General features: G+C 72.8%; 18 protein-coding genes. 10 read left to right on the top strand and 8 right to left on the bottom strand.

Annotated elements, in window-relative coordinates; all coding sequences use genetic code 11:
• Positions 1-102 precede the first annotated feature (102 nt).
• The 3 genes from ABZ154_RS20645 (at position 103) to ABZ154_RS20635 (ending at position 7,474) form a co-directional block, all read left to right on the top strand.
• The gene (locus tag ABZ154_RS20645; RefSeq protein ID WP_356834591.1) at positions 103-1,629 is read left to right on the top strand and encodes a hypothetical protein; all 1,527 of its coding nucleotides are present in this window, start codon (positions 103-105) and stop codon (positions 1,627-1,629) included.
• A 55-nt stretch (positions 1,630-1,684) separates the two neighbouring features.
• Positions 1,685-2,611 (top strand): hypothetical protein, encoded by a 927-nt coding sequence (locus ABZ154_RS20640; RefSeq protein WP_356834589.1) that lies wholly within the window; start codon positions 1,685-1,687, stop codon positions 2,609-2,611.
• A gap of 84 nt (positions 2,612-2,695) precedes the next feature.
• Positions 2,696-7,474, top strand: coding sequence for a hypothetical protein (locus tag ABZ154_RS20635; RefSeq protein WP_356834587.1), 4,779 nt, complete (start codon positions 2,696-2,698; stop codon positions 7,472-7,474).
• 117 nt (positions 7,475-7,591) lie between these two features.
• On the opposite strand, the gene ABZ154_RS20630 is transcribed toward ABZ154_RS20635, so the two are convergent.
• A complete protein-coding gene (locus ABZ154_RS20630; protein WP_356834694.1) occupies positions 7,592-7,945 on the bottom strand; it encodes a hypothetical protein in 354 nt (117 codons plus the stop codon).
• Positions 7,946-8,571: 626 nt separating this feature from the next.
• Here ABZ154_RS20630 and ABZ154_RS20625 point away from each other — a divergent pair.
• The 4 genes from ABZ154_RS20625 to ABZ154_RS20610 all read left to right on the top strand — a co-directional run bounded on the left by ABZ154_RS20625 (position 8,572) and on the right by ABZ154_RS20610 (position 13,089).
• Complete coding sequence (locus ABZ154_RS20625; protein WP_356834585.1) at positions 8,572-11,553, top strand: nitrate- and nitrite sensing domain-containing protein; 2,982 nt, start codon at positions 8,572-8,574, stop codon at positions 11,551-11,553.
• Entirely contained in the window at positions 11,550-11,993 is a 444-nt protein-coding gene (locus ABZ154_RS20620; RefSeq protein WP_015607287.1) for a roadblock/LC7 domain-containing protein, read from the top strand. The genes ABZ154_RS20625 and ABZ154_RS20620 overlap by 4 nt, the downstream gene beginning before the upstream one ends.
• Before the next feature lie 114 nt (positions 11,994-12,107).
• Positions 12,108-12,500 carry a DUF742 domain-containing protein gene (locus ABZ154_RS20615; RefSeq protein ID WP_356834583.1) on the top strand — a complete coding sequence of 131 codons (393 nt, stop codon included), beginning with the start codon at positions 12,108-12,110 and terminating at the stop codon, positions 12,498-12,500.
• On the top strand, positions 12,481-13,089 hold the full coding sequence (locus ABZ154_RS20610; RefSeq protein ID WP_356834581.1) for an ATP/GTP-binding protein: 609 nt from the start codon (positions 12,481-12,483) through the stop codon (positions 13,087-13,089). Before ABZ154_RS20615 ends, ABZ154_RS20610 begins: the two co-directional genes overlap by 20 nt.
• A 128-nt stretch (positions 13,090-13,217) precedes the next feature.
• On the opposite strand, the gene ABZ154_RS20605 is transcribed toward ABZ154_RS20610, so the two are convergent.
• The 4 genes from ABZ154_RS20605 to ABZ154_RS20590 all read right to left on the bottom strand — a co-directional run bounded on the left by ABZ154_RS20605 (position 13,218) and on the right by ABZ154_RS20590 (position 16,299).
• Positions 13,218-14,408 carry a lipid-transfer protein gene (locus ABZ154_RS20605; RefSeq protein WP_356834579.1) on the bottom strand — a complete coding sequence of 397 codons (1,191 nt, stop codon included), beginning with the start codon at positions 14,406-14,408 and terminating at the stop codon, positions 13,218-13,220.
• A complete protein-coding gene (locus ABZ154_RS20600) occupies positions 14,405-14,899 on the bottom strand; it encodes a zinc ribbon domain-containing protein (RefSeq protein WP_356834577.1) in 495 nt (164 codons plus the stop codon). The genes ABZ154_RS20605 and ABZ154_RS20600 overlap by 4 nt, the downstream gene beginning before the upstream one ends.
• Positions 14,900-14,999: 100 nt before the next feature.
• Positions 15,000-15,347, bottom strand: coding sequence for a DUF962 domain-containing protein (locus ABZ154_RS20595; RefSeq protein WP_356834575.1), 348 nt, complete (start codon positions 15,345-15,347; stop codon positions 15,000-15,002).
• A gap of 106 nt (positions 15,348-15,453) precedes the next feature.
• Complete coding sequence (locus ABZ154_RS20590; protein ID WP_356834692.1) at positions 15,454-16,299, bottom strand: M15 family metallopeptidase; 846 nt, start codon at positions 16,297-16,299, stop codon at positions 15,454-15,456.
• A gap of 69 nt (positions 16,300-16,368) precedes the next feature.
• On the opposite strand from ABZ154_RS20590, the gene ABZ154_RS20585 reads away from it, so the two are divergent.
• A complete protein-coding gene (locus ABZ154_RS20585) occupies positions 16,369-16,935 on the top strand; it encodes an NUDIX domain-containing protein (RefSeq protein ID WP_356834573.1) in 567 nt (188 codons plus the stop codon).
• A gap of 88 nt (positions 16,936-17,023) precedes the next feature.
• On the opposite strand, the gene ABZ154_RS20580 is transcribed toward ABZ154_RS20585, so the two are convergent.
• Positions 17,024-19,384, bottom strand: coding sequence for a glycoside hydrolase family 31 protein (locus tag ABZ154_RS20580; RefSeq protein WP_356834571.1), 2,361 nt, complete (start codon positions 19,382-19,384; stop codon positions 17,024-17,026).
• A gap of 215 nt (positions 19,385-19,599) precedes the next feature.
• Here ABZ154_RS20580 and ABZ154_RS20575 point away from each other — a divergent pair, with 215 nt between their 5' ends.
• Together ABZ154_RS20575 and ABZ154_RS20570 are read left to right on the top strand one after the other, a co-directional pair.
• Positions 19,600-21,579, top strand: coding sequence for an acetoacetate--CoA ligase (locus tag ABZ154_RS20575; RefSeq protein WP_356834569.1), 1,980 nt, complete (start codon positions 19,600-19,602; stop codon positions 21,577-21,579).
• A 63-nt stretch (positions 21,580-21,642) separates the two neighbouring features.
• On the top strand, positions 21,643-22,578 hold the full coding sequence (locus ABZ154_RS20570) for a hypothetical protein (RefSeq protein ID WP_356834567.1): 936 nt from the start codon (positions 21,643-21,645) through the stop codon (positions 22,576-22,578).
• Between the two features lie 71 nt (positions 22,579-22,649).
• Here the strand turns inward: ABZ154_RS20570 and ptsP are convergent, their stop codons facing one another.
• Complete coding sequence (gene ptsP / locus ABZ154_RS20565; protein ID WP_356834565.1) at positions 22,650-24,320, bottom strand: phosphoenolpyruvate--protein phosphotransferase; 1,671 nt, start codon at positions 24,318-24,320, stop codon at positions 22,650-22,652.
• A 76-nt stretch (positions 24,321-24,396) separates the two neighbouring features.
• On the bottom strand, positions 24,397-24,846 hold the full coding sequence (locus ABZ154_RS20560; RefSeq protein WP_356834563.1) for a PTS glucose transporter subunit IIA: 450 nt from the start codon (positions 24,844-24,846) through the stop codon (positions 24,397-24,399).
• Positions 24,847-25,389 lie beyond the last annotated feature (543 nt).

Genomic DNA, 25,389 nt, shown 5'->3' with positions numbered 1-25,389 from the left:
GCTGGCCGGCACCCGTCGGGCGGCCCACCGGTGAGCCGCCCGGCTCCGGTCGCATAAGCGCCGTTTCGACCGTTGTCAGTGCGAGGACCTAATCTGTCCCTCGTGACTTCGCCTGCCGACACGGAAAACGCTGCGCCCCAGCTCAGCGCGGGGCCGAGGCCTGCCCCGGGCCCCGCCGCCGACGAGGGGCTCTCGCGGCGGCTGCGCGCGCTCGCGTGCACGGCGCCGCTGCACGACCTCGACGTGCGCAAGGCGAATCTGGCCGGTGAGTACACGGTCTACGCCATGGCGGAGGTCGCCCTCGCGGCGATCGACCACGTCACGCTCAACATGGACTTCGACACCGGTGCCGACCACGACCAGATAGTGGCCAGACTGCTGCCCCGCGTCGGTGCCCAGGCCCCCGACCGCCCCGTCGCCGAGCACGAACGGGTCGCGCGCTGGGTCCTGGAGAACCTGATCAACGTCGGCAGCGTCGACCGCGGCTTCCGCGCGGTCTACGGCACCTTCGGGCCCGACGGGGTCTACGTCCGCCGGGACTACGACTTCAAGCTGATCGAGGAGGTCCCCGGCTACGGCGGCACGGTCTACCTCCGCGCCACCGACGAAGCGGTCAACGTCCTCGTCGGCGCCCTGGACACCGATGTCACCAGCGCCCAGATCGCCGCCGAGGTCAAGCTGGAGGTCCTGATCAGCCGGGGCCGCCTCGCCGACGCCCAGCTCGCCGCCGAGCAGGCCCGCTACCGCACCGTGCAGTACGCCGAGACGCTGCGCCGCACACTGGAGGCCACCCGGCGCAACGTCCGAGCGGTCGACTGGCTCACCACCGTCCCGGACATGATCGCCGAAGCCCTGGACCACGTGGCCGACCGCTACCGCCACGAGAACGCGATCCTCACCAACATCCGCAAGGCGCGCGACGAGGCCGAGGACCCCGAGCACAAGCGCCGGGCCGCCGAGCTCGTCGACATCGTCAAGGACTGCATCCGCCGCCACACCCAGCTCCAGTCCCGGCTGCTGGAGGCAGGGCCGCTCTTCCGCGCCGAGCAGGACCGGCAGGCGTTCGCCACGCCGACCGCCCACGTGGGCCTCGATCTGTACGGGCAGCTCCTCGCCCCGCTCCTCCCGCTCCCCGTCGAGCGGTCCCTCCGGGCCACCGACGCCTTCTTCGCCCACGGCACCGGGCTGCGCACCCCCACCTCCGTCCGCGTCGGCGACCTGGTCGACCTGCTCCTGACCCCACCGCTGGAGCGGGAGCACCTCGGCATGGAGATGCCCGAGCCCGACCTCATCGCCACCCCGGACGACAGCCGGTTCAGCGACGCGCAGCTGAGCAGCGCGATGGCTCTGCTCGACCTGGAGCACGACGCCCCGCGCAGGCTCTCCGGGCTGCTCGCCGAGGCCCGCCGCAGCGACCCCGAGCTGCCCTATCTCGTCGCCCTGCTCGCTTTCCATGCCGCCAGCCCTCCGGTCGGCACCGCCTACCGCCAGGGCGAGCGCCGCCTGCTGTTCGCGGTGGACGACGGCACGGAGCTGGACGACCCGGAGTTCGGCGGCGCCGACCTGATCGTGTGTACCGCCCTGCTGGACGCCGCCGGAATGGCCGCGGACCGCAAGGAGGCGTCATGACCTGCCCCGTACGTCCTGTGCACCCCCACCTGTTCTGTACCGAGGAGTCCCAGCCGTGAGCGACCACGACGCCGAGCACCCCGACGCGTGGACCGAGCCCTCCGCGTACGTGGCCGACTCCGCGCCCGCGCACACCGCCGAGCCCACCGGCCAGCCGGCCGTCACCCCGGCCGACGCCGCCGACGCCGCCCGCCTCGTCTCCTTCGGGCTCCAGCCCAAACTGCTGCCCGCCCGCGACGCCGAATACGCCGACCTGCTCCGCCGCTACCGGCAGGAGAGCGCCTTCGCCCGGCTCGCCGACGCCGTCGCCACCGGGCTCGGCCTCATCGTCCTGGAGGTCTCCCCGCGCGCCGGGATGGCCGTCACCGCGGGCGAGGACTCCGTCTTCGCCGTCCGCATGGGCGACTACGCCCGCCGCGCCTCCTCCGACGCCGCCGACCGCTTCCTCCACGGCCTCGCCCACCTCGCCGTCGCCGCTCTCGCCTTCCCCCGCCCCGAGGACCTCGCCGACGACGCGTACATCGGCCGCATCACGGTCAACGGCGTCGACGCCTTCGTACGCCAGGCCTGCCGGCGGCTGGAGGAGCGCGCCGAGGAGCAGGGCGACAACACCGACCCCGCCACCGACAGCCCCGGCCTCGAATCCGGCTGGCGGATCTACGCCCGCCGCAGCTCCACCGGCGCCACCAAGGACGCCCGGCGCCTCGCCGGATCCACCACCGGCATCATCGGCAAGGCCGTCGCCTTCCTCACCGACTCCGGCTTCCTCCAGCGCACCGGCGACGACGCGGGCGGCGCCTACCGCACCACCGCGCGCTACCAGCTCCAGGTCCGCGACCTGGCGGGCAGCGCCGCCATGGCCGAGCTGCTGGAGCTCGGCGTCGTCCCCGTCACCGACGGCTCCGCCACCCTGCTGCCGCCGTCGGATCCCGACGACCTGGAGCTCGCCGCCGACGCGGGCCTGCCCTTCCATTCCTCCTGACCCCGCCCGCACTCCTTCCGCCCCCCTCCTCATCGCAACGCCCAGCTCCGCCACCGCTTCTCCGAACGACGAGAGTCCGCCGCCATGTACGAGTTGTCCCGGGTCCGCCTCTACTCCATCGGGCCTGCCGGTGCGCGCTACGCCGACACCGTCCTCGACCTGCGCGGCGTCGGTGCGCCTGTCCCCGACCCGGCCCCCGCCCAGGCGGAGTTCTTCGAGGACGAGCCGGTCGGCCCGCCGCGCCGCCCCGCCCCGGCGGGTGTGCTCTTCCTGGAGAACGGCGGCGGCAAGTCCGTCCTGCTCAAGCTGATCTTCTCGGTGATGCTCCCCGGCCACCGCAACACCCTCGGCGGCGCCAGCTCCGGCGTGCTGCGCAAGTTCCTGCTCGCCGACGACTGCGGCCATGTCGCCCTGGAGTGGCAGCACACCCTGACCGGTGAGTGCGTCGTCGTGGGCAAGGTCAGCGAGTGGCGGGGGCGGCAGGTCTCCAACGACCCGCGGAAGTTCGCGGAGGCCTGGTACTCCTTCCGGCCCGGTCCCGGGCTCAGCCTGGACAGCCTCCCCGTCGCGGAGGCCACTGCCGTCGGCCGTCCCGCCGAAGGGGTCTCCGGAGCCCGGGGCAGGCGCCGCACCATGAAGGGGTTCCGCGACGCCCTGGTGGACGCGGGCAAGTTCTACCAGCACCTCGACGTCCACTGGGAAGAGATCCACGACCGCTGGAACGAACACCTCGGCGACCTCGGCCTCGACCCCGAACTCTTCCGCTACCAGCGCGAGATGAACGCAGACGAGGGCGAGGCCGCCGGGCTCTTCGCGGTCAAGAAGGACTCCGACTTCACCGACCTGCTGCTCCGCGCCGTCACCGACACCCGTGACACCGACGGCCTCGCCGACCTGGTCAGCGGCTTCGGCAACAAGCTGGGCCGCCGCGCCGAGCTCACCGCCGAGCGCGACTTCACCGCCGGCTCCGTCGACCTGCTGGGCCGGATCGTCGAGGCCACCGCGGCCCGCGCGCGCAGCCGCGACATCCACACCGCCGCCGAGCGCCGCACCCGCACCCTGGCTCGCCGGCTGACCGCCCGCGCCGCCGAGGAGCGCGGCCGCACCGCCGAGCTGGCCGAGCGGGTCACGGCCGCCGCGCACACCGTCACCGAAGCCGAGTCCACGCGCGGCCGGTGCTCCCTGATCGCCGCCGAACTCGCCTACCGGCACGCCTCCCTGGCCCTCGCCGACGCCGAGAAGAGCGCCGCCGCCGGACGCAGGGAGCTGGCCGAGGCCCGCACCCTGCACGCCGCCTGGCAGGCCGCCGAGGCCGTCCTGCGCCACCGTGCCGCCGCCGACCGCTCCGCCAGGGTCGCCGTCGCCATCCGCGAGGCCGAGCGCGACGCCGCCCCGGCCCTCGCCGCCCGCGCCACTGCCGCCGCCGACCTCGTACGGGCGCTGCACACCGCCGCTGAGGACGGCGAGCGCGTCGCCAACGAGCAGGAGGAGCGCTCCGACACCCTCCAGGCCACCGGCGAGCGCGCCCACCGAGACGCCACGGTCGCCGCCACCGAGGCCCAGCGCGCCCGCAGCGAGGCCGGCCACCTGCGCCAACGCCTCGCCGAGGTCGAGCAGGAGACCACGGAGGCCGTCCAGGCCGGCTGGCTGGACAACACCGAGCCCGACGCCGACCCCGCCCGCGCCGCCCTGGCCGCCAGCGACGCCGAACAGTCCGCCGTCGCCGCCTGGGACACGGCCCGCGAGGCCGCCCGCACCGCGGCCGACCACGCCCGGGAGGCGGCGGCCACCGAGAGCCGCGCCGAGCTGGCGGCCGCCCGCGCCGCCGACGGAGCCAAGGCGGCGGTGCAGAGTTACGAGGACGAGCTCAGGGCCGCCGAGTCCATCGCCGCCGACCCCCGCCTCGCCGACCTGCTCGGCCTGCCCTCCGGCACGGGCGTCCCGCACCCCCGCCGGGGTGCGGGCGAGGAGACACCGGGCGGGGCACAGCGGGACACAGCCCGCACAGCCTCCCGGAATGGCGCCACGAGTGGCCGCCAAGGCGACGGCACCGCCACCGAGGCCGCCCCGGACAGCGCGGTCGCCCTCGCCGACCAGCCCGCCCCGTCCCACCAGCCGCTCAGCGCCCAGGAGTTCGACCGCAGCGCCGACGAGCTCCGCGACCTCCTCGACCAGTCCGTCAGCGCCGCCGAGCGCCGCCTCTTCGATCTGCGCACCGCCGCCGCCGACGACGCCCGCATCCTCGGCGCCCTCGGCGAGGGCGGGCTGCTGCCCCCGGGCCCCGACGTCCTCGCCACCGTGGAGTATCTCGGCGAGCACGGCATCCCCGCCCTGCCCGGCTGGCGCTATCTCGCCCAGGCCGTCGACCCGGCCGATCACGCCGCCGTCCTCGCCGCCCGCCCGGAGCTGGTCGACGGTGTCGTCATCACCGACCCCGACGCCCACACCCGCGCCCGCGAAGTCCTCGGCAGCGCCGCCCTGCTACCCCGCTCGGCCGTCGCCGTCGGCACCGCGGCCGCGCTCCTCGCCCCCGTCCCGGATCCCGCCACCGGGTCCGACGCGCAGCACGACGGCGTCTTCCTCGTACCGCCGAACCCGGCCATGCACGACGAGCACGCCGCCGACGAGGAGCGCCACGCCCTGCGCTCCCGCGCCGCCGCGCGCGACGAGGGCATCAGGGCGCTCGCCGCCCGCCTCTCGGGCGACCGCGCCCTCGCGTCCCGCATCGGCTCCTGGCGCGCCGACTGCCCGCCCGGCATGCTCGCCGAGCTGGCCGAGGCCGCCGCCACCGCCCGTACGGCGGCCGAGAGCGCCGAAACCGTCCTCGCCGAGGCCCGCACCGCCCGCGCCGAGGCCGACGAGGCCGCCGCCGACACCGCGCGGGTCCGCGACGAGCGCCAGGAGGCCGCCCAGCGCGCCCGCCGGGTCGCCGACGCACTGGCCGGGCTCGCCCACCGGCTGCGCGAGCGGGCCCGCTGGCAGGTCCGGCTCCGCGAACTGGTCGACGAGGCCGCCGAGTCCGAGGCCCGCGCTGCCGTCTGCCTCGACCTGGCCCGCTCCGCCGATGAAGACCGCAGGGCCGCCCAGCGCGCCGGGGACGACGCCCGCCGCACCGCCCGCGCCCTGCGCGCCGAGCGCGCGGAGATCGCCGGAGCCCCGGAGATCCTCCCGGAGCCCGACGAGACGAAGCCCCGCACCGCGCTGCCCACCCTCCGCGAGGCCTACCGAGCCGCTTCCCAGCTGTACGAGAAGGTCGGCGTCGGCGCCGACCTGCGCGCCGAGCAGGCCCGTGCCGAGAGCGACGAGAGCGCCGCCCTCGCCGAGCTGGACCGCCTCACCAACAAGGTCCGCACCCGCGCCGCCCAGCTCCTGGAAGGCACCGACGGAGCCGATGGCCCTTCCCGCCAGGCGGCGGCGGCCCGCGCCGAATCCCACGTACAGCTGCTGGAGACGCGGGCCTCCACCGCCAGCGAGCAGCTCGGCCGGTTCCGCGGTGAGGCCGAGCGGCTCGCCCCCGACGACGAGCGGCCGCACCACACCGAGCTGCCCGAGGAGCTGGTTCCGGCCGACGCCGAGCAGGCCCAGGCCCGACTGCGTACGGCCACCGGCGAACTGGCCTCCGCCACCGCCGCCCTGGACACCGCCCGCGCCGCCCACAGCGAGCTGCTCCACGCCCACCGCACCGCCGAGGACTCCGCGGGCGGCTTCGACGAGACCGCCGCCCTCCTGCGCGACCTCCTGCGCGACCACGGCACGGAGGACGGCACCGAGGCCCCCGACACCTACCCCGGCACCCTGGAGGAGGCCCGGCAGTCCGCCGCCGAGGCCCGCCGCTCCCTGCGCGGCTGCACCACCGACCTCTCGGCCGCGGAGAGCGCCGTACGGGAAGCGAGCGACATCCTCGTACGCCACGCCAACTCCACCCGCTACGAGCAGGTCCGCACCCCGGCCCGCCAGCAGATCCGCGAACTGCCCGCATCCGCGCTGCCGGAGCACGCCCAGAAGTGGGCCGACGCCTTCGCGCCCCGGCTGCGCGTCCTGACCGACGAGCTGGTCCAGCTGGAGCGCAACCGCGACTCCATCGTCGACCGGCTGCGCGGACTGGTCGAGTCGGCCCTCGCCACACTGCGCTCCGCCCAGCGGCTCTCCCAGCTCCCCGAAGGACTGGGGGAGTGGTCGGGGCAGGAGTTCCTCCGGATCCGCTTCGAGGAGCCCGACCAGGCCACTCTCACCGAACGCCTGGGCGAGGTCATCGACGAGGCGACGCACGCCGCCCTCAAGAAGAACTCCGACCTGCGCCGGGACGGCATGTCCCTGCTGCTACGGGGAGTCGAGGCAGCCCTGCGGCCCAAGGGCATCGCCGTGGAGATCCTCAAGCCGGACGCGGTGCTCCGCGCCGAGCGGGTCCCGGTCGGGCAGATGGGCGACGTCTTCTCCGGCGGCCAGCTGCTGACCGCCGCCATCGCCCTGTACTGCACGATGGCGGCGCTGCGCAGCAACGACCGGGGCCGCGACCGCCACCGGCACGCGGGCACCCTCTTCCTGGACAACCCGATCGGCCGCGCCAACGCCACGTATCTGCTGGAGCTCCAGCGCGCGGTCTCCGACGCGCTCGGAGTGCAGCTGCTCTACACGACCGGCCTCTTCGACACCACCGCGCTCGCCGAATTCCCCTTGGTCATCCGGTTGCGCAACGACGCCGACCTGAGGGCCGGGCTGAAATACATCAGCGTGGAGGAGCACCTTCGCCCCGGGCTGCCGCAGCAGGACCCGGACGGTGAGACGGTCCACGGTGAGATCACGGCGACCCGCATGTTCAAGCGGAGCACACAGCAGGCCGCGGAGCCGCAGCCGGAGGCATGACCCCCGGATCCCGCGGAACCGATGAGGCATCGGGCCCGCGGGCCGGGTTCACGTCCGGGAGAGCTGGGCCCGCGGGCCGGGTTCACGTCCGGGAGAGCTGGGCCCCCGGGACAGGCCTCACGCCCGGGAGAGACCGCCGGCGTTCCGGCGGCCGCGTATCCCGCCGCCTGCCTCGTCCCGCTCGGCCGCTCGCGCCGCCCCCTGGGCCCGCCGTCGCTCCCGGCGCATCTGCCGGGCGGTGCTGCTCGGCTCGGACACCACGCCGTGGCGTTGGTTCCACACCTGCCGGGTGACCCAGACGTCCAGCACCGCCCAAGTGGCGACCACCGTGCTCGCCACACTGCTGAGCACCATCGGGAAGGCCAGCCAGGAGCCGGTCAACGTGCTCAGGAAGGCGACCATCGCCTGGATGATCGTCAGCGACGTGATGAGGACGGCGCGCACCGCCGCCGTCCGCACCGCATCGGGCATCCGCCGTTTCCTGGCCGGCTCCTCCACCCACAACTGCCGCGGAACCCGCGCCCCGTACGCGGCGTCCGCCCTCGCGGTGCCGACCGGTGCTCCGACGCTCCCGCGCTCCTGCGTGCTCAAGGTTCTTCAACTCCCCACCACTGTCCGACTTCAGGGTGGCTGCCCGGCTTGCGCCGGTTCTACGCCGGCGGATGGACTCCGTACCGCCGCGCGCGCCCCCGCCCTGCGTCTACCCCGTACATATGGACGAACCACCCGCTCCGAAGATTCCCGCAGAAAGCCACCGCAGGGCCCCAGAAGGCTACGGAACGAATAATTCCAGCCAACTGATCCGCGCCCGTCCTCGGGGGATCGGTGGGGATCCTCTGTCGCTTTCGCGAATTTCATCTCCGGGAATACCGGGACAACTCATGATCAAATCCTGGCCGGACGGCTGAAAATCATATGGACGTGTCTTCGAGTTGTCTCTGTGTCAGTAGTAGGCTCGCGCCGTTTATTGACGCAGGACGGACCTCGCAGGCCTCGTCCGATGCGCGCCGGTGTACGCACGGCGAACGTCGGGGCAGGGGCGAGGGACGACCGGGAGAAGACCACCCCCGCGGTGCGGGGCCGATCTGGGGGAGGCCATGCGCTTTCGCGGGAAGTCCATCCGCAGGAAGATCGTGGCGTTGTTGCTGGTGCCGCTCGTCTCCCTCACGGGCCTCTGGGTGCTCGCCACCTACGTCACCGGCCGTCAGGCGACCGAGCTGATGAGCGTCAGCAGCACCGTCGAGAAGGTCGCCGCCCCTCTGGAGGAGGCGGTCCGGGTCGTGCAGGCGGAACGCCGACAGACTCTGGTCTTCCTGGCCGATCCCCGCGCCTCCGACGCCCTGCCCCTGCTGCTGAGCCAACGAGCCGACACCGACCGGGTCGTGGCCGAGGTCAGGCACAGCGCCCGGCAGAACGACGTCCGCGAGGCGCTCGACGCCGAGGCCCGCACCCGACTCGACGCGATCCTGAGCGCCGTCGACGGGCTGGACTCCCTGCGCGAATCCGTCGAGAAGCGCACCATCGGCCGGGCGAAGGCGCTGGACTTCTACAACGGCCTCGTCGACCCCGCATACCGCTTCCTCAACGGCCTCCACACCACGGAGAACGGAGCGCTGGACAAGCAGATGCGGGCGCTCGTCGGGATATCCAGGGCCCGCGAGACACTGTCGCGCGAGGACGCGCTGGTCGCGTCGAGCCTCATCGCGGGCCGCTTCACCACCGCCGAACTGCGCCAGATATCCGGCCTGGTGGCCCAGCGCGACCTGCTCTACGAGGTCAGCCTGGAGAACCTCCCCGCCGCCGAACGCCGCCGGGTCGAGCAGTTCTGGAGCAGTCCGGACGCCGAACCGCTGCGCACCGCCGAGGACGTCCTGATCGCCGCCGGGCCCACCAAACGCCCCGGCGCCGTCGACACCGAGCGCTGGCAGGAGGCGGCGCCGCCCGTCCTCGACCGGCTGGCCGACGACTCCACGGAGATGGGCAACCGCTTCCAGGACCGCGCGGAACCGGCCGGATACCGGGTCCTCGCCCAGGCCGGCATCGCCGGAGTCCTCGGCTTCCTGGCCCTGATCGTCTCGGTCTTCGTCTCCGTACGCATCGGCCGTGAACTCGTCCGTGACCTCTCCCGGCTGCGCAAGGACGCCCACGAGGTCTCCGGCGTACGCCTGCCGAGCGTCATGCGGCGGCTGGCCTCCGGAGAACAGGTCGACGTCGAGACCGAGGCCCCGCACCTCACCTACGAGCGCGACGAGATCGGCCAGGTCGGCCAGGCGCTCAACACCCTTCAGCGCGCCGCTGTCGAGGCCGCCGTCAAGCAGGCGGACATGCGCCGCGGCGTCTCCGAGGTCTTCGTCAACCTCGCCCGTCGCAACCAGGTCCTCCTGCACCGCCAGCTGACCCTGCTGGACACCATGGAGCGCCGCACCGAGAACAGCGACGAGCTCGCCGACCTCTTCCGCCTCGACCACCTCACCACCCGTATGCGGCGCCACGCCGAAGGGCTCGTGATCCTCTCCGGCGCCGCCCCCTCCCGCCAGTGGCGCAAGCCCATCCAGCTCATGGACGTGGTCCGGGCCGCCGTCGCCGAAGTCGAGGACTACGAACGCATCGAGGTCCGGCGGCTGCCCCGGATCGGCGTGGGCGGTCCCGCCGTCGCCGACCTCACCCACCTCATCGCCGAACTCCTGGAGAACGCCACCGTCTTCTCACCCCCGCACACCGCGGTCCAGGTGCACGGCGAACGCGTCTCCAACGGCTTCACCCTCGAGATCCACGACCGCGGCCTCGGCATGCCCCCCGAGGTCCTTCTCGACGCCAACCTGAGGCTCGCCGAGACCCCCGACTCCGAGCTCTCCGACACCGACCGCCTCGGCCTCTTCGTGGTCAGCCGGCTCGCCCAGCGGCAGAACGTCCGGGTCTCCCTGCAGAAATCGCCGTACGGAGGCACCACCGCGGTCGTCTTCATCCCGGCGGCCCTCCTCACCGAGGCCCCTGACACCCACGGCACCGGCTTCCGCCTCGACCGCCGCGCCGAGCGGGCCATCGGCAGCGGCCGCACCGACGGCGACGCCCCGTCCGCCGACGGCACCCCGACGGGCGGCGACCGCAGGGCGAACGGCCGGTCCGCCGTCCTCTCCCCGGTCCCCACCGGGCTCACCGGACCGGCGGTGCTCGACGGCCCGGTGGAACTGGAAGCCTTGGTCGGCCCCCTGGACGTCGTCGGTGACCGCCTTGACCGCGCCTCGGACCCGGCCCTCGATCCGGCCCTGGGGCCCGTGCTCGACGGCGTCTCCGACCTGGAGGACACCGAGAGCGAGCGCGGCGGCATCTTCCGCGCCCGCGACCTGCGCCGCGACGACGCCCGGGACCCGCGCGGTGACGACGGCCGAAGCCGGCGCCGAGCCACCGACCGCGAACAGCACCAGCAGGCCCACGACCTCGGCGAAGGCGCCACCGCCGAGGTCCGCCCGATGCGCCCCACGGGCCCGGTACCGCTGCCGCGCCGTACGCCGCCGACCCTGGTCACCGACCGGGGCCGCCGGGTGGACGACCAGGACCGTGACCAGGACGATGCCACCGCCGCCGAGCCGCCCGCGACCGCGCCCCGCGCCCCGACCGGTCCGGTCGCGCACACCACCCCCTGGGCCGCCCGCGCCGCCCAGCGCACACCTGCACCGCTCAGCACCACCGAACGGCCGGGCGCCCCCGAACCGCTCAGCACCACCGACGAACCACCCCGCACCCCAGAGCCACCCCGCACCACCGAGACGCGGCCCGAGGAAACCCCGGCGCCGAACGGCCCGACGGCCCCCGACACCGTGGGCGGCCTGCCCCGGCGGGTCCGGCAGGCCAGCCTCGCCCATCAGCTCCGTGAGGAGTCCGCCGACCGGACTCCTCACCGGGCGCCCGTGGACACGGTCGACGACTACGACCGTGACGCGGACGAGGTACGCAACCGCATGGCTTCACTCCAGCGCGGCTGGCAGCGCGGTCGTCGGCAGAACGCCGAGGACGCTCACGACGCGACCGGCCCCGAGGGAACAGCACCAGGAACCACTCCGGGAGGGAACGGTCGATGACCGCACCGAACGCCGCAGCACCCAACCCCGCACGCCACGGCTCAGGCGAACTGAACTGGCTGCTCGACGAACTCGTCCAGCGCGTGGCCAGCATCCGCAAGGCGCTGGTGCTCTCCAGCGACGGGCTCGCCACCGGCACCTCGCAGGATCTGACCCGGGAGGACAGCGAACATCTGGCCGCCGTCGCATCCGGTTTCCACAGCCTCGCCAAGGGCGTGGGCCGCCACTTCGACGCGGGCCGGGTGCGCCAGACCGTCGTCGAACTGGACGAGGCGTTCCTCTTCGTGACTGCGGCCGGGGACGGCAGCTGTCTCGCCGTCCTGGCCGACGCGGACTCCGACGTGGGCCAGGTGGCGTACGAGATGACGCTGATGGTCAAGCGCGTGGGGGCCCACCTGGCCAACGCCCCACGGACGACCGGTCTGCCCGCCGGAGGGTGAGGGGCGGGCATGAGTGCTGACTCCCGCCGGGGCACGGACCCCGGATCCATGGATCGCGGGTCCACGGGCCCCGGTTCGTCGGACCTCGGGTCCAGGGACCCCGGATCCCCGGGCATGACGGCCGACCCCCAGTCCTCGCGGTGGTACGACGCGGAGGCCGGGCCGGTCGTCCGCCCGTACGCCATGACCCGGGGGCGTACCAGCAGTGCCTCCCGGCACCGGCTCGACCTGATCGCCCTCGTCGTGCCCGAACCGGCCGCCGAGGACCCCGGCCGGGACCAGACGCTCGCGCCCGAACACGTCACGATCGTCGAACTCTGCAGCGACATGCCCCAGTCGATCGCCGAGCTCGCCGCCGAACTCGATCTCCCGGTAGGGGTGGTACGGGTCCTGGTAGGCGATCTCGTCGAGGACGAGCTGGTGCACGTCACCCGTCCCGTTCCACCGGCCGAGCTGCCGGACGTGAACATTCTTCGCGAGGTAATCAATGGCCTTCGGGCGCTCTAGCCGCGTCAAGCAGCGGCCCGTCGAGCCCGTCACCCTGAAGATCCTGGTGGCGGGAGGCTTCGGCGTCGGCAAGACGACCGCGGTCGGCGCGGTCAGCGAGATCAGACCGCTGCGTACGGAGGAGCGCCTGAGCGAGGCGGGCCGCCCGGTGGACGACCTGGAGGGGGTCGAGTCCAAGACCACGACCACAGTCGCGATGGACTTCGGCCGGATCACGGTCCGCGAGGACCTGGTCCTCTACCTCTTCGGCACGCCGGGCCAGGACCGTTTCTGGTTCCTCTGGGACGAGCTGGCCCAGGGCGCGCTGGGGGCGGTCGTCCTCGCCGACACCCGGCGTCTTGAGGACTGCTTCGCCGCGGTCGACTACTTCGAACGCCGCCGGATCCCGTTCACCGTGGCCGTCAACTGCTTTGACGGGGCGGGACAGTTCCCCGCCGAGACCGTGCAGGCGGCCCTCGATCTGGATCCCGAGGTCCCGGTGCTGCTGTGCGACGCACGGGACCGTTCCTCGGTACGTGACGTTCTGGTCGCGGTCGTCGAGCACGCCCTGGAGCGCGCGGCACGGGACCGCCGGCCCGTCGCCACCTGACAGGGGTACGCGAGCGGCCCGTACCCCCGCCGACAGGGGTACGGGCCGCACGTCGTCCGGCGGACCCGGGCTGTGAGTGTTCTGCGGTCGTGACGGGCCGTCAAGTCAAGCGCGGGCAAAAGGTGTGCTCACCGGACCACCACCACCGCCGAGCCGTGCCCGAACAGCCCCTGGTTGGCCGTGATGCCCACCCGGGCTCGCGGAACCTGCCGGTCCCCGGCCCGGCCGCGCAACTGCCAGGTCAACTCGCAGACCTGAGCGATCGCCTGTGCGGGCACCGCCTCGCCGAACGAGGCGAGCCCTCCGCTCACGTTGACCGGGATCCGGCCGCCCAGCGCGGTGGCTCCCTCCCGCACCAGCTTGGCGCCCTCACCCGGACCGCAGAGTCCGATGTCCTCGTACCACTCCAACTCCAGCGCGGTGGACAGGTCGTAGACCTCCGCGAGCGACAGATCCTCCGGCCCGATCCCCGCCTCTTCGTACGCGGCCCGGGCGATCGACGCCCGGAAGCTGTCCGCCGGGGGCTCCACGGCCACCGCCGAGTCCGTGCCGATGTCCGGCAGATCGAGGACGGTCCGCGGGAACGTCGGCGTCACGGTGGAGACGGCCGGGATGCGCACCGGGCCGGCCACTCCGCGCCGCCGCGCGAACTCCATGCTGCACAGCACCAGAGCGGCGGCCCCGTCGGAGGTGGCGCAGATGTCCAGCAGCCGCAGCGGGTCGGCGACCATCGCGGAGGCGGCGACCTCCTCGGCCGTCACCGGCGTCCGGTAGCGGGCGTACGTGTTGAGCGCCCCCGCCGCCGCGTTCTTGACCTTGACCAGCGCGAAGTCCTCCGGCGCATCCCCGTACAGGGCCATCCGGCGGCGCGCGTACAGCCCAAAGTACGCCGGGTTCGTCGCCCCGAGCACCCGGAACCGCAGCCAGTCCGGGTCGTCCGGCCGCTCCCCGCCCGCCGGGGCGAAGAACCCCTTGGGCGCCGCGTCGGCCCCGACCACCAGGACCACGTCCGCCATACCCGACAGGATCTGGGCCCGCGCGGTGTTGATCGCCTGTGCCCCCGACGCGCACGCGGCGTACACGGAGGTCACCCGCGCCCCCTGCCACCCCAGTGCCCGCGCGAACGTCGCTCCGGCCACGTACCCCGGGTAGCCGCCCCGGACCGTCTGCGCACCCACCACCGACCCCACCTCGGGCCACCCGATGCCCGCGTCGTCGAGAGCGGCACGCGCGGCGGCACGCCCGTACGCCACGAAGCTGCGCCCCCACTTGCCCCACGGGTGCATCCCGGCCCCGAGGACGGCCACATCGCCGGTCATGACCGAGCCTCTCCCGCCGGAGCGGCCGGAACGGCCGGGAAGGCCGCGACGGGCCGCCAGTTCCACGTCGTGTGTACGGTGCCTGCCGCCGAGTCCTCGTCCAGGACGCCCGGCACCACCTCCACCACCGAGCCGACGGGGAGATCGTCCACGCCCACCCCGGGCGCGGCCTGCCCCAGCACCACCATGCGCTCGGCCGCCAGCTCCACGGCGACCAGGGTGTACGGCACCCAGGGCACCTCGGGATCGCTGGCGTACGGGGGAGGGGGCCGGTAACGCCCGTCGGTGCAGGACCACACCGTGCCCCGCTTCGACAGCGGTACCTCCACCAGCTCCCCGCCGGGGCAGCCCGGATTGCGGCAGTGGCCGTCCTCGCGGGGGAAGTGGACCGACCGGCAGCCCGAGCAGCGGGTGCCCAGCAGCCGGAACTCCTCGTCCGCGGTGTGCTCGGTGAACCAACCGGCCACCACGGGTTTGCGCGTGCGCGGCAAAGCCCCTCCCGTACCCTGGATCTGACGAAACGTCAGCAGTTTGTCACGGGCGGTCTTCCCCTGCGAGAGGGGAGGCCGGCAGAGCTTCTCCGTACGGGGCTCAGCCGTTCTCGGCCAGCCAGTTCGCCGCGGTCTCCGCCAGCTCGGCGTCCCGGCCGGCCAGCATCATCCCGATCATCCGAGCGTCCCCTCGCAGCGACCACGCCGGATGCCCGAACGTCGCCGGGTTGTTCTTCTCGATCAGGAAGTGCGCGGGCCAGGCCGTGCCGTACCCGATCAGCGGCAGCGCCGCCAGGTACCGCTTCCGGCCCCGCGCCAGCCCGTAGGCGGCGATGGTGAGGCCGGTGAGCGTGCCGGTCAGATGGACCCAGCGCGTAGCGGCGCGGGAGTGCATCGCGACGTAGTACGGCCAGAATTCCTCGTACGAATCGAACGTCTGCTGTGACATACGGGCACCGTAGTCGCCGGGCCGGCAACCGAACACGCCCCTTTCGCGTCCGAAGTGGAGAACGGGCGGCCGGAGCCCACGGGGGTGGTCCCGGTCGCCCGTTCTTTCAGTGCCCGGCTACCGGCCTCCGGCCCACCGGGAAGTCGAAATAGGTGTCCGGGAACAGCTCGGGCTTGAAGGTGAAGTGCCACCACTCCTCGGGCAGGTTCACGAACCCCACCTCGGTCAACGTCCGCTTCAGGAACTGCCGGTTGGCGCGCTGCACGCCCTGAATGCGGGGGTCGTCCGTGTGTGACAGGGTGTCGAAGCAGTCGTAACCGGTCCCCATGTCCACCGAGCTGTCGGGGAACCGCTCGCCCCGCGGGGCGAAACAGGGCGTCAGTCGCTCGCCCGGACGGTACGGCCTGGTCGGCAGAGCCGGCAGCCGGACCAGCGTCAGGTCCACCGTGCTGCCCCTGCTGTGTCCGGACTTCTCCGCGATGTAACCGTCCTCGAACAACCGGCTCTTGTCGACCACCGGATAGAACTCGCCCTTCATGGATTGGTCGTCGAGATCCTTCGCCCAGCGCACGAAGTGGTCCACCGCTCGCTGCGGCCGGTAGCAGTCGTACACCTTCAGTGAATACCCCTGCCGCAGCAGCTGCTTCTGCGCCAGGTGCAGGGCACGTGCGGCGGGCCGGGTCAGGATGCAGACCGGCTGCCGATAGCCGTCCACGCGTTCGCCGAGGAAGGTGTGCGCCGTGGCGTAGCGCATCTCCTGGATGATCGTCGCATCCACCGAACGCAACGGCACGAACCCGTCGGGTGCCTTCGGTTCGGCACGGGCCGGTGCCTGAGCCGATCCGGGAGGGGACTGTGCGGGCGTGGGGGAGGCGGCGGGCGCGGGGGAGGCGGCCGTGGCCACGAGCAGGGCGGCGGCAGCGGTGGCCAGGGCGCGGAGAGCGGTACGCATTCCTGTCATGGGCACATCGTCCATCAGCTTCGCCGCCCCGGCGAAAGGACGATCGGATACAGTCCGCCCGTGTCCGAGCCCGTCAGCAGCCCCGCCCCGACGCCCGGTCGGCGGCCGTCCCCGTACGTCAAGGACTCCCACTGCTCCACCTGCGGAGCCCCCTACACCGCTCTGCCGGCCCCCGGCGCCTGGCCGCGCTCCTGCGCACGCTGCGGCATGACGGCCTACCGCAACCCGCTCCCGGTCGCCGTGGCCCTGCTCCCCGTGACCGGCCCGAGCTCAGCCGGACTCGTCGTCATCACGCGCACCATTCAGCCGCTGAAGGGCGGCACAGCGCTGCCCGGCGGCTTCGTCGACCACGCCGAGGACTGGCGCCACGCGGTGGTGCGCGAACTGCGTGAGGAGACCGGGATCGAGGCCGACGAACAGGACGTCCGTCTCGCCGACGCCCTCAGCGACACCGCCGGCCACCTCCTGGTCTTCGGGCTCCTCCCGCAGCGGCCCATCGCGAGCCTGCCGCCCTCCGTCCCCACCCACGAGACATCGGGCTACGAGATCCTCCACGCCCCGCGCCCGCTGGCCTTCCCGCTGCACACGGAAGCGGTGAACGCCTGGTTCGCGGGCCGCTACGGCTGAGACCACCGCCCCCGGCGTACGACGCTCCGCGCGAAGGACCGGTCAGGTACGGGGGCTCGGCCCGAGGGCCCCGCCGTAGGGCGCTCCGCTACCCTTCCACCACCCCCCGCACCCGCACCGGAAGCCCGACCGCCCCCGCCCCACCGTCCCGCTCCACCACGACCCGCTCGCCCTCCCACCGCGACACATACCGCTCCACCTCGGCCTCGGCCCACCCGTCACCCGGGTCGCGGACCACCAGCCCGCCTCCGGTACGCCCCGGAGCCGGCGCCCACACCTCCAGCTCCAGCTCACCGTCCGCGTCCCGCACCGGAATCACCGCCCCGGCCCGCGCCAACACCGGTATGCGGGAGAGCGGCGCGTCGGCCACCACGGGCCCCGGCCCCTCGTACGCCTGTCCGGTCACCGTGTCGTACCAGCGCCCCCGGGGCAGCCGCACCACCCTCCGGTCCGCCCCGCTCTCCATCACCGGCGCCACCAGCAGCGCATCGCCCAGCAGGAACGCGTCCTCGCACCCCCGCAACGCCCGGTCACCCGGCGCCGCCCACCACAGCGGCCGCACATAGGGCGCCCCCGACAGCCGCGCCACCTGGGACAGGGTCACGAAGTACGGGTGCAGCCGCTCCCGCTCCACCAGTGCCGCCCGCGCGTGCTCCAGGACCTCGGGCCCGAACTCCCACGGCTCACGGCGCCCCGCGTCGATCGCCGAATGAGTCCGGAACAACGGCAGGTACGCGCCCATCTGGAACCACCGCAGATACAGCTCCGGCGACGGGAAGCCGTCGAACCCGCCCACGTCCGGGCCCGAGTACGGCACCCCGCACAGCCCGAGACCCAGCACCAGCGACAGCGAGGCCCGCAGCCCCGGCCACCCGGTCGACACATCACCGGACCAGGTGCCCCCGTACCTCTGCATCCCCGCCCACCCCGAGCGTGAGAAGAGGAACGGCCGCTCCTCGGGACGCAGCCGGAGCAGTCCCTCGTACCCGGCACGCGCCATCGCCAGCCCGTACACGTTGTGTGCCTCGCGATGATCACCACCCGCGCCCTCGAGGACGTGCCGGGCCGAACGCGGCAGGGACGGATCTCCGAACGCGGTGAACGACACCGGCTCGTTCATGTCGTGCCAGACCCCCGAGAAGCCCTGCGCAAGCCGCTCCCCGTACAGAGATCCCCACCATTCCCGCACAACCGGATCGGTGAAATCCGGATAGACGCAGGCGCCGGGCCACACCTCGCCCACCACGACCCGCCCCCGCGCGTCCCGGACGTACGCCCCACGTTCCCCGACCGCCACGCCCGCGTCGAACACGGTGTCCCCCGGCGCCGCCTTCACCGCCGGATCCACGATCGACACCAGCCGCACACCCTCGTCGCGCATCTCCTTCGCCAGCCCGGGCAGCGAAGGGAACCGCTCGCGGTCGACCGTGAACACCCGGTGCGCGTCGTAGTGGTCGATGTCCAGATGCAGCGCGGACAGCGGAAGCCCCCGCTCCCGGTACCCGGCCACCACCCGCCGCACCTCCCGCTCACTCCCGAACCCCCACCGGGAGTGCTGCGGCCCCAGCGCCCACGACGGCGGCACCGCCGGCGCACCCGTCAGCGCCGTCCAGCCCCGCAGTACCCGGGCCGGCGTCCCCGCCACCACCCAGCACCGCAGCGGACCGCCCTCCATCCGCACCTCACAGGTCCCCGGCCGGTCATGCCCGGAACCCGCGCCCTCCTCGCCCTCATGTACGACCACCCGGCCCGCCCAGGTGTTGTCGTGGAACGCCAGATGCGTCCCCGCGTCCGACACCACCACCTGCACCGGCATCGTCAGATAGAGCGGATCGTCCCCCGGGCCGAACCGCCCGCCCGGGTCCGTGTTCCACAGCCCGTACGCCCCGTCCCGCAGCCGGGGTCCCGAAGCCCGCCCGCCAAGACCGAAGAACCGCGCGTCCGCCGGCACCTCCGACCGCTGCACCCACCGCACCACACCCCCGCCCACCGGCTCCCACCAGCGCGGCGGCAGCTCCCGCCGCAGCAGCACCCCGCCCGGCGTCCGCAGCTCCACCGCACCGGTCCGCGACACCACCACGGTCAGCCGCTCGGAGACCACCTGCCAGCCACCGTCCTTGTCCGGCTCCAGCACCGCCCGCGGATCCGGCCCGGGCACCTCACCCGCCAACGCGTACGACGGCAGCGGACCGGCCCCGTCCCACGCCCAGAACACCGCACCGCCCACCGCCACCCGGATCCGCAGCTCCGAACGGGCGAACCGCACCACACCCCCGCCGGGCCCCGGCTCCGCCCCCAGCAGGGCACCGGGCACCCGAGCCCGCTCCGCACCGCGCGGAGGCAGCGCACGTGCATCCGCCGACCGGCGCCGCCAGGCCGCGCGCACCGTACGCATCCCCCGTACCGAACCGACCAATTTCACCCGACGCACCAGGTCACGACCGTCCATGGCGCACACCCTGCCACCCGCCAGGACCGCAGAACCTCCCGTTCAACTCCCGTTCACCCGCTCCGGCCGAGGAAACAGAAGTCCGCCTCACGCCGGCCCACTCTGGTGCCGAAGACGATCACATGGCATCGTCCGTGTCAGCCGCTCACGCGCACACCCCAGCCCGTGCGCGCCGACACGCCACCCGCGTACCCGTCCAGCCAGGGAGCCGCCCGATGACCGCAGCCACGCCCGACGCCCCCCTCTGGCAGCCCAGCCCCGAGCGCATCGAGGCCGCGGCCGTGACCCGCTTCCAGAGCTGGGCCGCGAGCCGCTTCGGCGCCCCGGCCGACGGCGGGTACGCGGCCCTGCACCGCTGGTCCGTCGAGGAGCTCGACACCTTCTGGCAGGCCGTCGCCGAGTGGTTCGACATCCGCTTCTCCACCCCGTACGAGAGCGTCATCGGCGACCGCACCATGCCCGGCGCCACATGGTTCCCCGGCGCCACCCTCAACTACGCCGAACACGCCCTGCGCACCGCCGAGGACCCGGCCCGCGCGGACAGCCCCGCCCTCCTGTACGTCGACGAGACGCACACCCAGGTCCCCGTCAGCTGGGCCGACCTCCGCCGCCAGGTCGGCGCCCTGGCCGCCGAACTCCGCGCCCTCGGCGTCACCCCCGGCGACCGCGTCAGCGGCTACCTCCCGAACATCCCGCAGGCCGTCGTCGCCTTCCTGGCCACCGCGGCCGTCGGCGGCGTCTGGACCTCCTGCGCTCCCGACTTCGGCGCCCGCAGCGTCCTCGACCGGTTCCAGCAGATCGAACCCGTCGTCCTGTTCACCGTCGACGGCTACCGCTACGGCGGCAAGGAGCACGACCGTACGGAGACCGTCGCCGAACTCCGCCGCGAACTGCCCACCCTGCGCGCCGTCGTCCACATCCCGCTGCTCGGCACCGACACCCCCGAAGGCGCCCGCGCCTGGGCCGCCCTCACCTCCGCCGACACCGAGCCGGTCTTCGAGCAGGTCCCCTTCGACCACCCGCTCTGGGTTCTCTACTCCTCCGGCACCACCGGCCTGCCCAAGGCCATCGTCCAGTCCCAGGGCGGCATCCTGCTCGAACACTTCAAGCAGATCGGCCTGCACTGCGACCTCGGCCCCGAGGACCGCTTCTTCTGGTACACCTCCACCGGCTGGATGATGTGGAACTTCCTCGTCTCCGGCCTCCTCACCGGCACCACCGTCGTCCTGTACGACGGCAGCCCCGGCTACCCGGACGTCAGCGCCCAGTGGCGGGTCGCCGAACAGACCGGCGCCACCCTCTACGGCACCTCCGCCGCGTACGTCATGGCCTGCCGCAAGGCCGGCATCCACCCGGGCCGCGACTTCGACCTCTCCCGCGTCCAGTGCGTGGCCACCACCGGCTCCCCGCTCCCGCCCGACGGCTTTTGCTGGCTCCACGACGAGGTGGCAGAGGACCTCTGGATCGCCTCGGTCAGCGGCGGCACCGACGTCTGCAGCTGCTTCGCCGGAGCCGTCCCCACACTCCCCGTCCACATCGGCGAACTCCAGGCGCCCTGCCTCGGCACCGACCTCCAGTCCTGGGACCCGTCCGGCAAGCCCCTTACCGGCGAGGTCGGCGAACTGGTCGTCACCAACCCCCTCCCCTCCATGCCGGTCCGCTTCTGGAACGACCCCGACGGTTCTCGCTACCACGACAGCTACTTCGACATGTACCCCGGCGTCTGGCGCCACGGCGACTGGATCACCATCACCGCCCACGGCTCGGTGATCATCCACGGCCGCTCCGACTCCACCCTGAACCGCCAGGGCGTCCGCATGGGCTCCGCCGACATCTACGAGGCCGTCGAACGGCTCCCAGAGATCCGCGAGTCCCTCGTCATCGGCCTCGAAGAGCCCGACGGCGGATACTGGATGCCGCTCTTCGTCCACCTCGCCGAAGGGGCCACCCTCGACGACGACCTGCGAGCGGCGATCAAGGCGACCATCCGCGAGAACCTCTCCCCGCGCCACGTACCGGACGAGGTCATCGAGGTCCCCGCGATCCCGCACACCCTCACCGGCAAACGCATCGAGGTTCCGGTCAAGCGCCTGCTCCAGGGCACCGAGCTCGCCAAGGCGGTCAACCCGGGCTCCGTCGACAACCTCGAACTCCTCCATTTCTACGCCGAGCTGGCCGCGAACCGCCGCAGCTAGGCCGCTTGTCAGTCCCCCTGGTTACGCTGAGTGAGCAAGAGTTCACCGCGCACAGGGGGACACATGGCGCAGACGGAAAACACCGAACACGGCTCCGCACACAACGCGAAGCACCGCACCAAACCCGGCACGACCCTGCGACGCACACTGCGCCGCGAAGCCCCCAGCACCGTCGGCCTCCTGGTCGACGAGCAGGACTTCGCAGCCATGCGGCGCTACCGCACCTTCCCCTTCGACGACCACACCGCCTACCTGCACCAGGTCGAGGGCCTGCTCAAAGCACTGGCCGCCCAGGGCATGCACACCACGATCGCCCTCTTCGACCCCGAGGACTACGCAGAGTTCTGCGCGGAGTCCGGACTCGACGCGGACACCGGCGCCAGCCGCAGCCGCTTCACCGCCGAGATCGCCGCCGCCGGAGCCACGGTCGCCTACACCGGCCAACGCCTGACCGACCTCATCCCGCTCCTGGTCTCCCGCGCGGTCCGCCAGGCCACCTGGGAGTACGCCACCCTTCTCCTCGCGGACCTCGGCGCCTGCGTGGACTGCGGCCAGGACATCGGACGGGCGGCCTTCGACCGGGCCTCCCACCTCCTGACGCGCCTGCTGGAAACGGCAGGACCGGGCACCCACCACCTGGTCTGCTCCACCCCGACGGAGAGCGACCAGCTCCTGGCGGTGCTCCACACCCACCGCGACACCACGGGACCGGCCCGCCTGGACACCTCGGAAGGAGCGGAATTCGCCACCGTGCTCGCGGTGGCGATCGCCCTGGAGTCGCCCGGGGGAGTGGTGCTCCGCACCAGCGCCCCCGGCAGTCCGGACCGCGTCCACGGCTGGCGACTGGCCCACGGTGCCCTCGCCCCGCTCACCGCGGGCGAGGTCTTCAACGCCTACTGCACCGACGCCGAGACCGGAGAGCCCGTCTCCCCGGAATCCGGCGTGGAGTACAGCGCGGGATTCGACATCGGAGCCGATCCCGCGGAGCCCCACCGCTGACACCCGCACACAACAGGAGGGGCTCCCCGCCACATGACGGGAAGCCCCTCCGACGGAACAGCGCGGTGTGGCTACTCGCCCGACAGCACAGCCTGAGCGGCGTTGCGCGCCTCTTCGGCGGAGTCGGCCGACCGGGCGGCGTTCGCCGCACGCTCGCACTGGGCCAGCGTGTACTTGGCCAGCGTGGCCCGCACATAAGGAATGGACGCGGCACCCATGGAGAGCGAGGTGACACCCAGACCGGTCAGCACACAGGCCAGCAGCGGATCCGCGGCGGCCTCCCCACAGACACCACAGCTCTTGCCCTCGGCATGAGCCGCCTCGGCGGAGAGCGCGACGAGATCCAGCAGAGCCGGCTGCCACGGGTCCTGGAGCCGCGACACCGCACCCACCTGACGGTCGGCCGCGAAGGTGTACTGCGCCAGGTCGTTGGTGCCGAGCGAAAGGAACTCGACCTCCTGGAGGATCGACCGCGCCCGCAGAGCGGCGGACGGAATCTCCACCATCGCGCCGAACTTCGCCTGCAGTCCGGCCTCACGGCACGCGTCCGCGAACGCCTTGGCGTCGATGCGGTCGGCCACCATGGGCGCCATGACCTCCAGGTACACCGGCAGACCCTCGGCGGCCTTCGCCAGCGCGGTCAGCTGGGTACGCAGCACGTCGGGGTGGTCCAGCAGGCTGCGCAACCCCCGGACACCGAGCGCCGGGTTCGGCTCGTCGGCCGGCGTCAGGAAGTCCAGCGGCTTGTCGGCGCCCGCGTCCAGTACGCGCACGACGACACGCCCCTCGGGGAACGCCTCCAGCACCGCTCGGTAGGCCGCGACCTGCTTCTCCTCGGAAGGAGCCTGCTTGCTGTCGTCCAGGAAGAGGAACTCGGTGCGGAACAGCCCGACACCCTCGGCCCCCGCCTCGACCGCCGCGGGCACATCGCCCGGACCGCCGACGTTGGCGAGCAGCGGCACCTTGTGCCCGTCCGACGTGGCACCCGGACCCGTCGAGGAGGACAGCGCCGCCTTACGAGCGGCAGCCGCGGCCTCCATCTCCTCACGCTTCTCGGCGCTCGGGTCGACGAAGATCTCGCCCGTGCTGCCGTCCACCGCGACGACCGTGCCCTCGGCCAGCTCACCGGCGCCCGGCAGAGCGACCACGGCGGGGACGCCGAGCGCCCGCGCCAGGATCGCGCTGTGGCTGGTCGGCCCGCCCTCCTCGGTGACGAAGCCGAGCACCAGGGTCGGGTCGAGCAGTGCGGTGTCGGCCGGCGCGAGGTCGCGCGCGATCAGTACATAGGGCTCGTCGCTGTCCGGAACTCCGGGCATCGGCACGCCGAGCAGCCGCGCCACGATCCGGTTCCGTACGTCGTCGAGGTCGGCGACCCGCCCCGCCAGGTACTCCCCGGCATTGGCGAGCAGCGCCCGGTACGCGGCGAACGCGTCGTACACAGCGCGCTCGGCGGTGCTGCCCACCGCGATGCGCCGGTCGACATCGGACATCAGCTCGGGGTCCTGGGCCATCATGGCCTGCGCCTCGAGCACGTGCTGTGCCTCGCCGCCGGCCAGATTGCCGCGCGCGATCAGATCGGCCGCGACCGCCTCCACCGCCTGCCGGGCGCGCCCCTGTTCGCGACCGGCCTCCTCGGCGGGAATCGATTTGGCGGGCGGCTCCAGCACCGCCGTACCCATGTGCCGAACCTCGCCGATGGCCACACCGTGGCTCACGCCGACGCCTCGCAGCGTTGTCTCCATTTCACCCGTCTCCGGTTGTGCGGCGACCGAGTCACCGCGGTGGTTGTGCACCTGGCTTGTCACTGCGCCCGACGCGTCACTGCCAGCCGAACAGCGTGTCGCCGATCTTCACGTCCCCGTCCTCACGGACATCGGAGAGCGACTCGGCGGTGGCCTCCAGGGCCACGATCGGGCAGATGGGTGACTTACCGGCCGCCTCGACGCCGGCCGGGTCCCAGCGCACGATGCTCTGGCCCCGGGTCACCGTGTCCCCCTTGTTGACGAGAAGCTCGAAGCCCTCGCCGTTGAGCTGGACGGTGTCGATACCGAGGTGCGTCAGAACCCCGTGCCCGTCGGCGTCGACGACGACGAACGCGTGGGGGTGCAGAGAGACGACGATGCCGTCGACCGGGGAAACGGCTTCGGAGGGCTCACGTACGGGGTCGATGGCGGTGCCGGGACCGACCATCGCGCCGGAGAAGACCGGGTCGGGAACCGCGGTGAGTCCGATGGCGCGTCCAGCAAGAGGGGACGTCACGTTGGTCATGGGGAGCCTCCCAGGGGGTGGAGATTCAGGTGTCGCCGCCGCGGCTGATGTTGGGGACGGCGTACTGCTCAGCAGAGTAAGTCATATGAAGTCCCGGTTCCGCCCGAGACCGCCCGGTTGACAGGCCCAGGGATGCACCGCAAGCGATTTGCCTCGATCCCCGGCGGCCTGTACTGTCGTACTCCTGCCTGACCCCAACGCGACTTTGAGTCGGGGGTCGGCGGCGACCTTTAAGCCCAGATCCTAACCCTGAACCTCTCTTCGGCGTGCCTGTGAGACGTGGTCAGGGAAACGGAAAGGGCCTGATAGAGTCGGACTCGCCGAAAGGGAAGACCGCGAAAGCGAATTACCTGGAAGCAAAAAGCAGAACCCGCTTCGACCGGGAATCGGACACGAAAGAGTCTGATAGAGTCGGAAACGCAAGAACGAAGGGAAGCGCCCGGAGGGGCCCGGTGAAACGGGACCGAAGGAAGCGTCCGTTCCTTGAGAACTCAACAGCGTGCCAAAAGTCAACGCCAGATATGTTGATACCCCGGCCTGCTT

The organism is Streptomyces sp. NPDC006261 (genome assembly GCF_040613515.1).
GTDB lineage: Bacteria > Actinomycetota > Actinomycetes > Streptomycetales > Streptomycetaceae > Streptomyces.
The sequence above is the reverse complement of the archived record's forward strand: the minus strand, read 5'-3'. Positions and strand labels throughout refer to the sequence as shown.

Bases quoted from the DNA above. Each gene is read 5' to 3' on its own strand.
- ABZ154_RS20630 (WP_356834694.1), bottom strand. From the start codon at position 7,945: ATGCCCGATGCGGTGCGGACGGCGGCGGTGCGCGCCGTCCTCATCACG.
- ptsP (WP_356834565.1), bottom strand. From the start codon at position 24,320: ATGGAGACAACGCTGCGAGGCGTCGGCGTGAGCCACGGTGTGGCCATC.
- ABZ154_RS20620 (WP_015607287.1), top strand. From the start codon at position 11,550: ATGACCGCACCGAACGCCGCAGCACCCAACCCCGCACGCCACGGCTCA.
- ABZ154_RS20595 (WP_356834575.1), bottom strand. From the start codon at position 15,347: ATGTCACAGCAGACGTTCGATTCGTACGAGGAATTCTGGCCGTACTAC.
- ABZ154_RS20610 (WP_356834581.1), top strand. From the start codon at position 12,481: ATGGCCTTCGGGCGCTCTAGCCGCGTCAAGCAGCGGCCCGTCGAGCCC.
- ABZ154_RS20635 (WP_356834587.1), top strand. From the start codon at position 2,696: ATGTACGAGTTGTCCCGGGTCCGCCTCTACTCCATCGGGCCTGCCGGT.
- ABZ154_RS20570 (WP_356834567.1), top strand. From the start codon at position 21,643: ATGGCGCAGACGGAAAACACCGAACACGGCTCCGCACACAACGCGAAG.
- ABZ154_RS20580 (WP_356834571.1), bottom strand. From the start codon at position 19,384: ATGGACGGTCGTGACCTGGTGCGTCGGGTGAAATTGGTCGGTTCGGTA.
- ABZ154_RS20560 (WP_356834563.1), bottom strand. From the start codon at position 24,846: ATGACCAACGTGACGTCCCCTCTTGCTGGACGCGCCATCGGACTCACC.
- ABZ154_RS20625 (WP_356834585.1), top strand. From the start codon at position 8,572: ATGCGCTTTCGCGGGAAGTCCATCCGCAGGAAGATCGTGGCGTTGTTG.
- ABZ154_RS20615 (WP_356834583.1), top strand. From the start codon at position 12,108: ATGACGGCCGACCCCCAGTCCTCGCGGTGGTACGACGCGGAGGCCGGG.
- ABZ154_RS20605 (WP_356834579.1), bottom strand. From the start codon at position 14,408: ATGACCGGCGATGTGGCCGTCCTCGGGGCCGGGATGCACCCGTGGGGC.
- ABZ154_RS20590 (WP_356834692.1), bottom strand. From the start codon at position 16,299: ATGCGTACCGCTCTCCGCGCCCTGGCCACCGCTGCCGCCGCCCTGCTC.
- ABZ154_RS20575 (WP_356834569.1), top strand. From the start codon at position 19,600: ATGACCGCAGCCACGCCCGACGCCCCCCTCTGGCAGCCCAGCCCCGAG.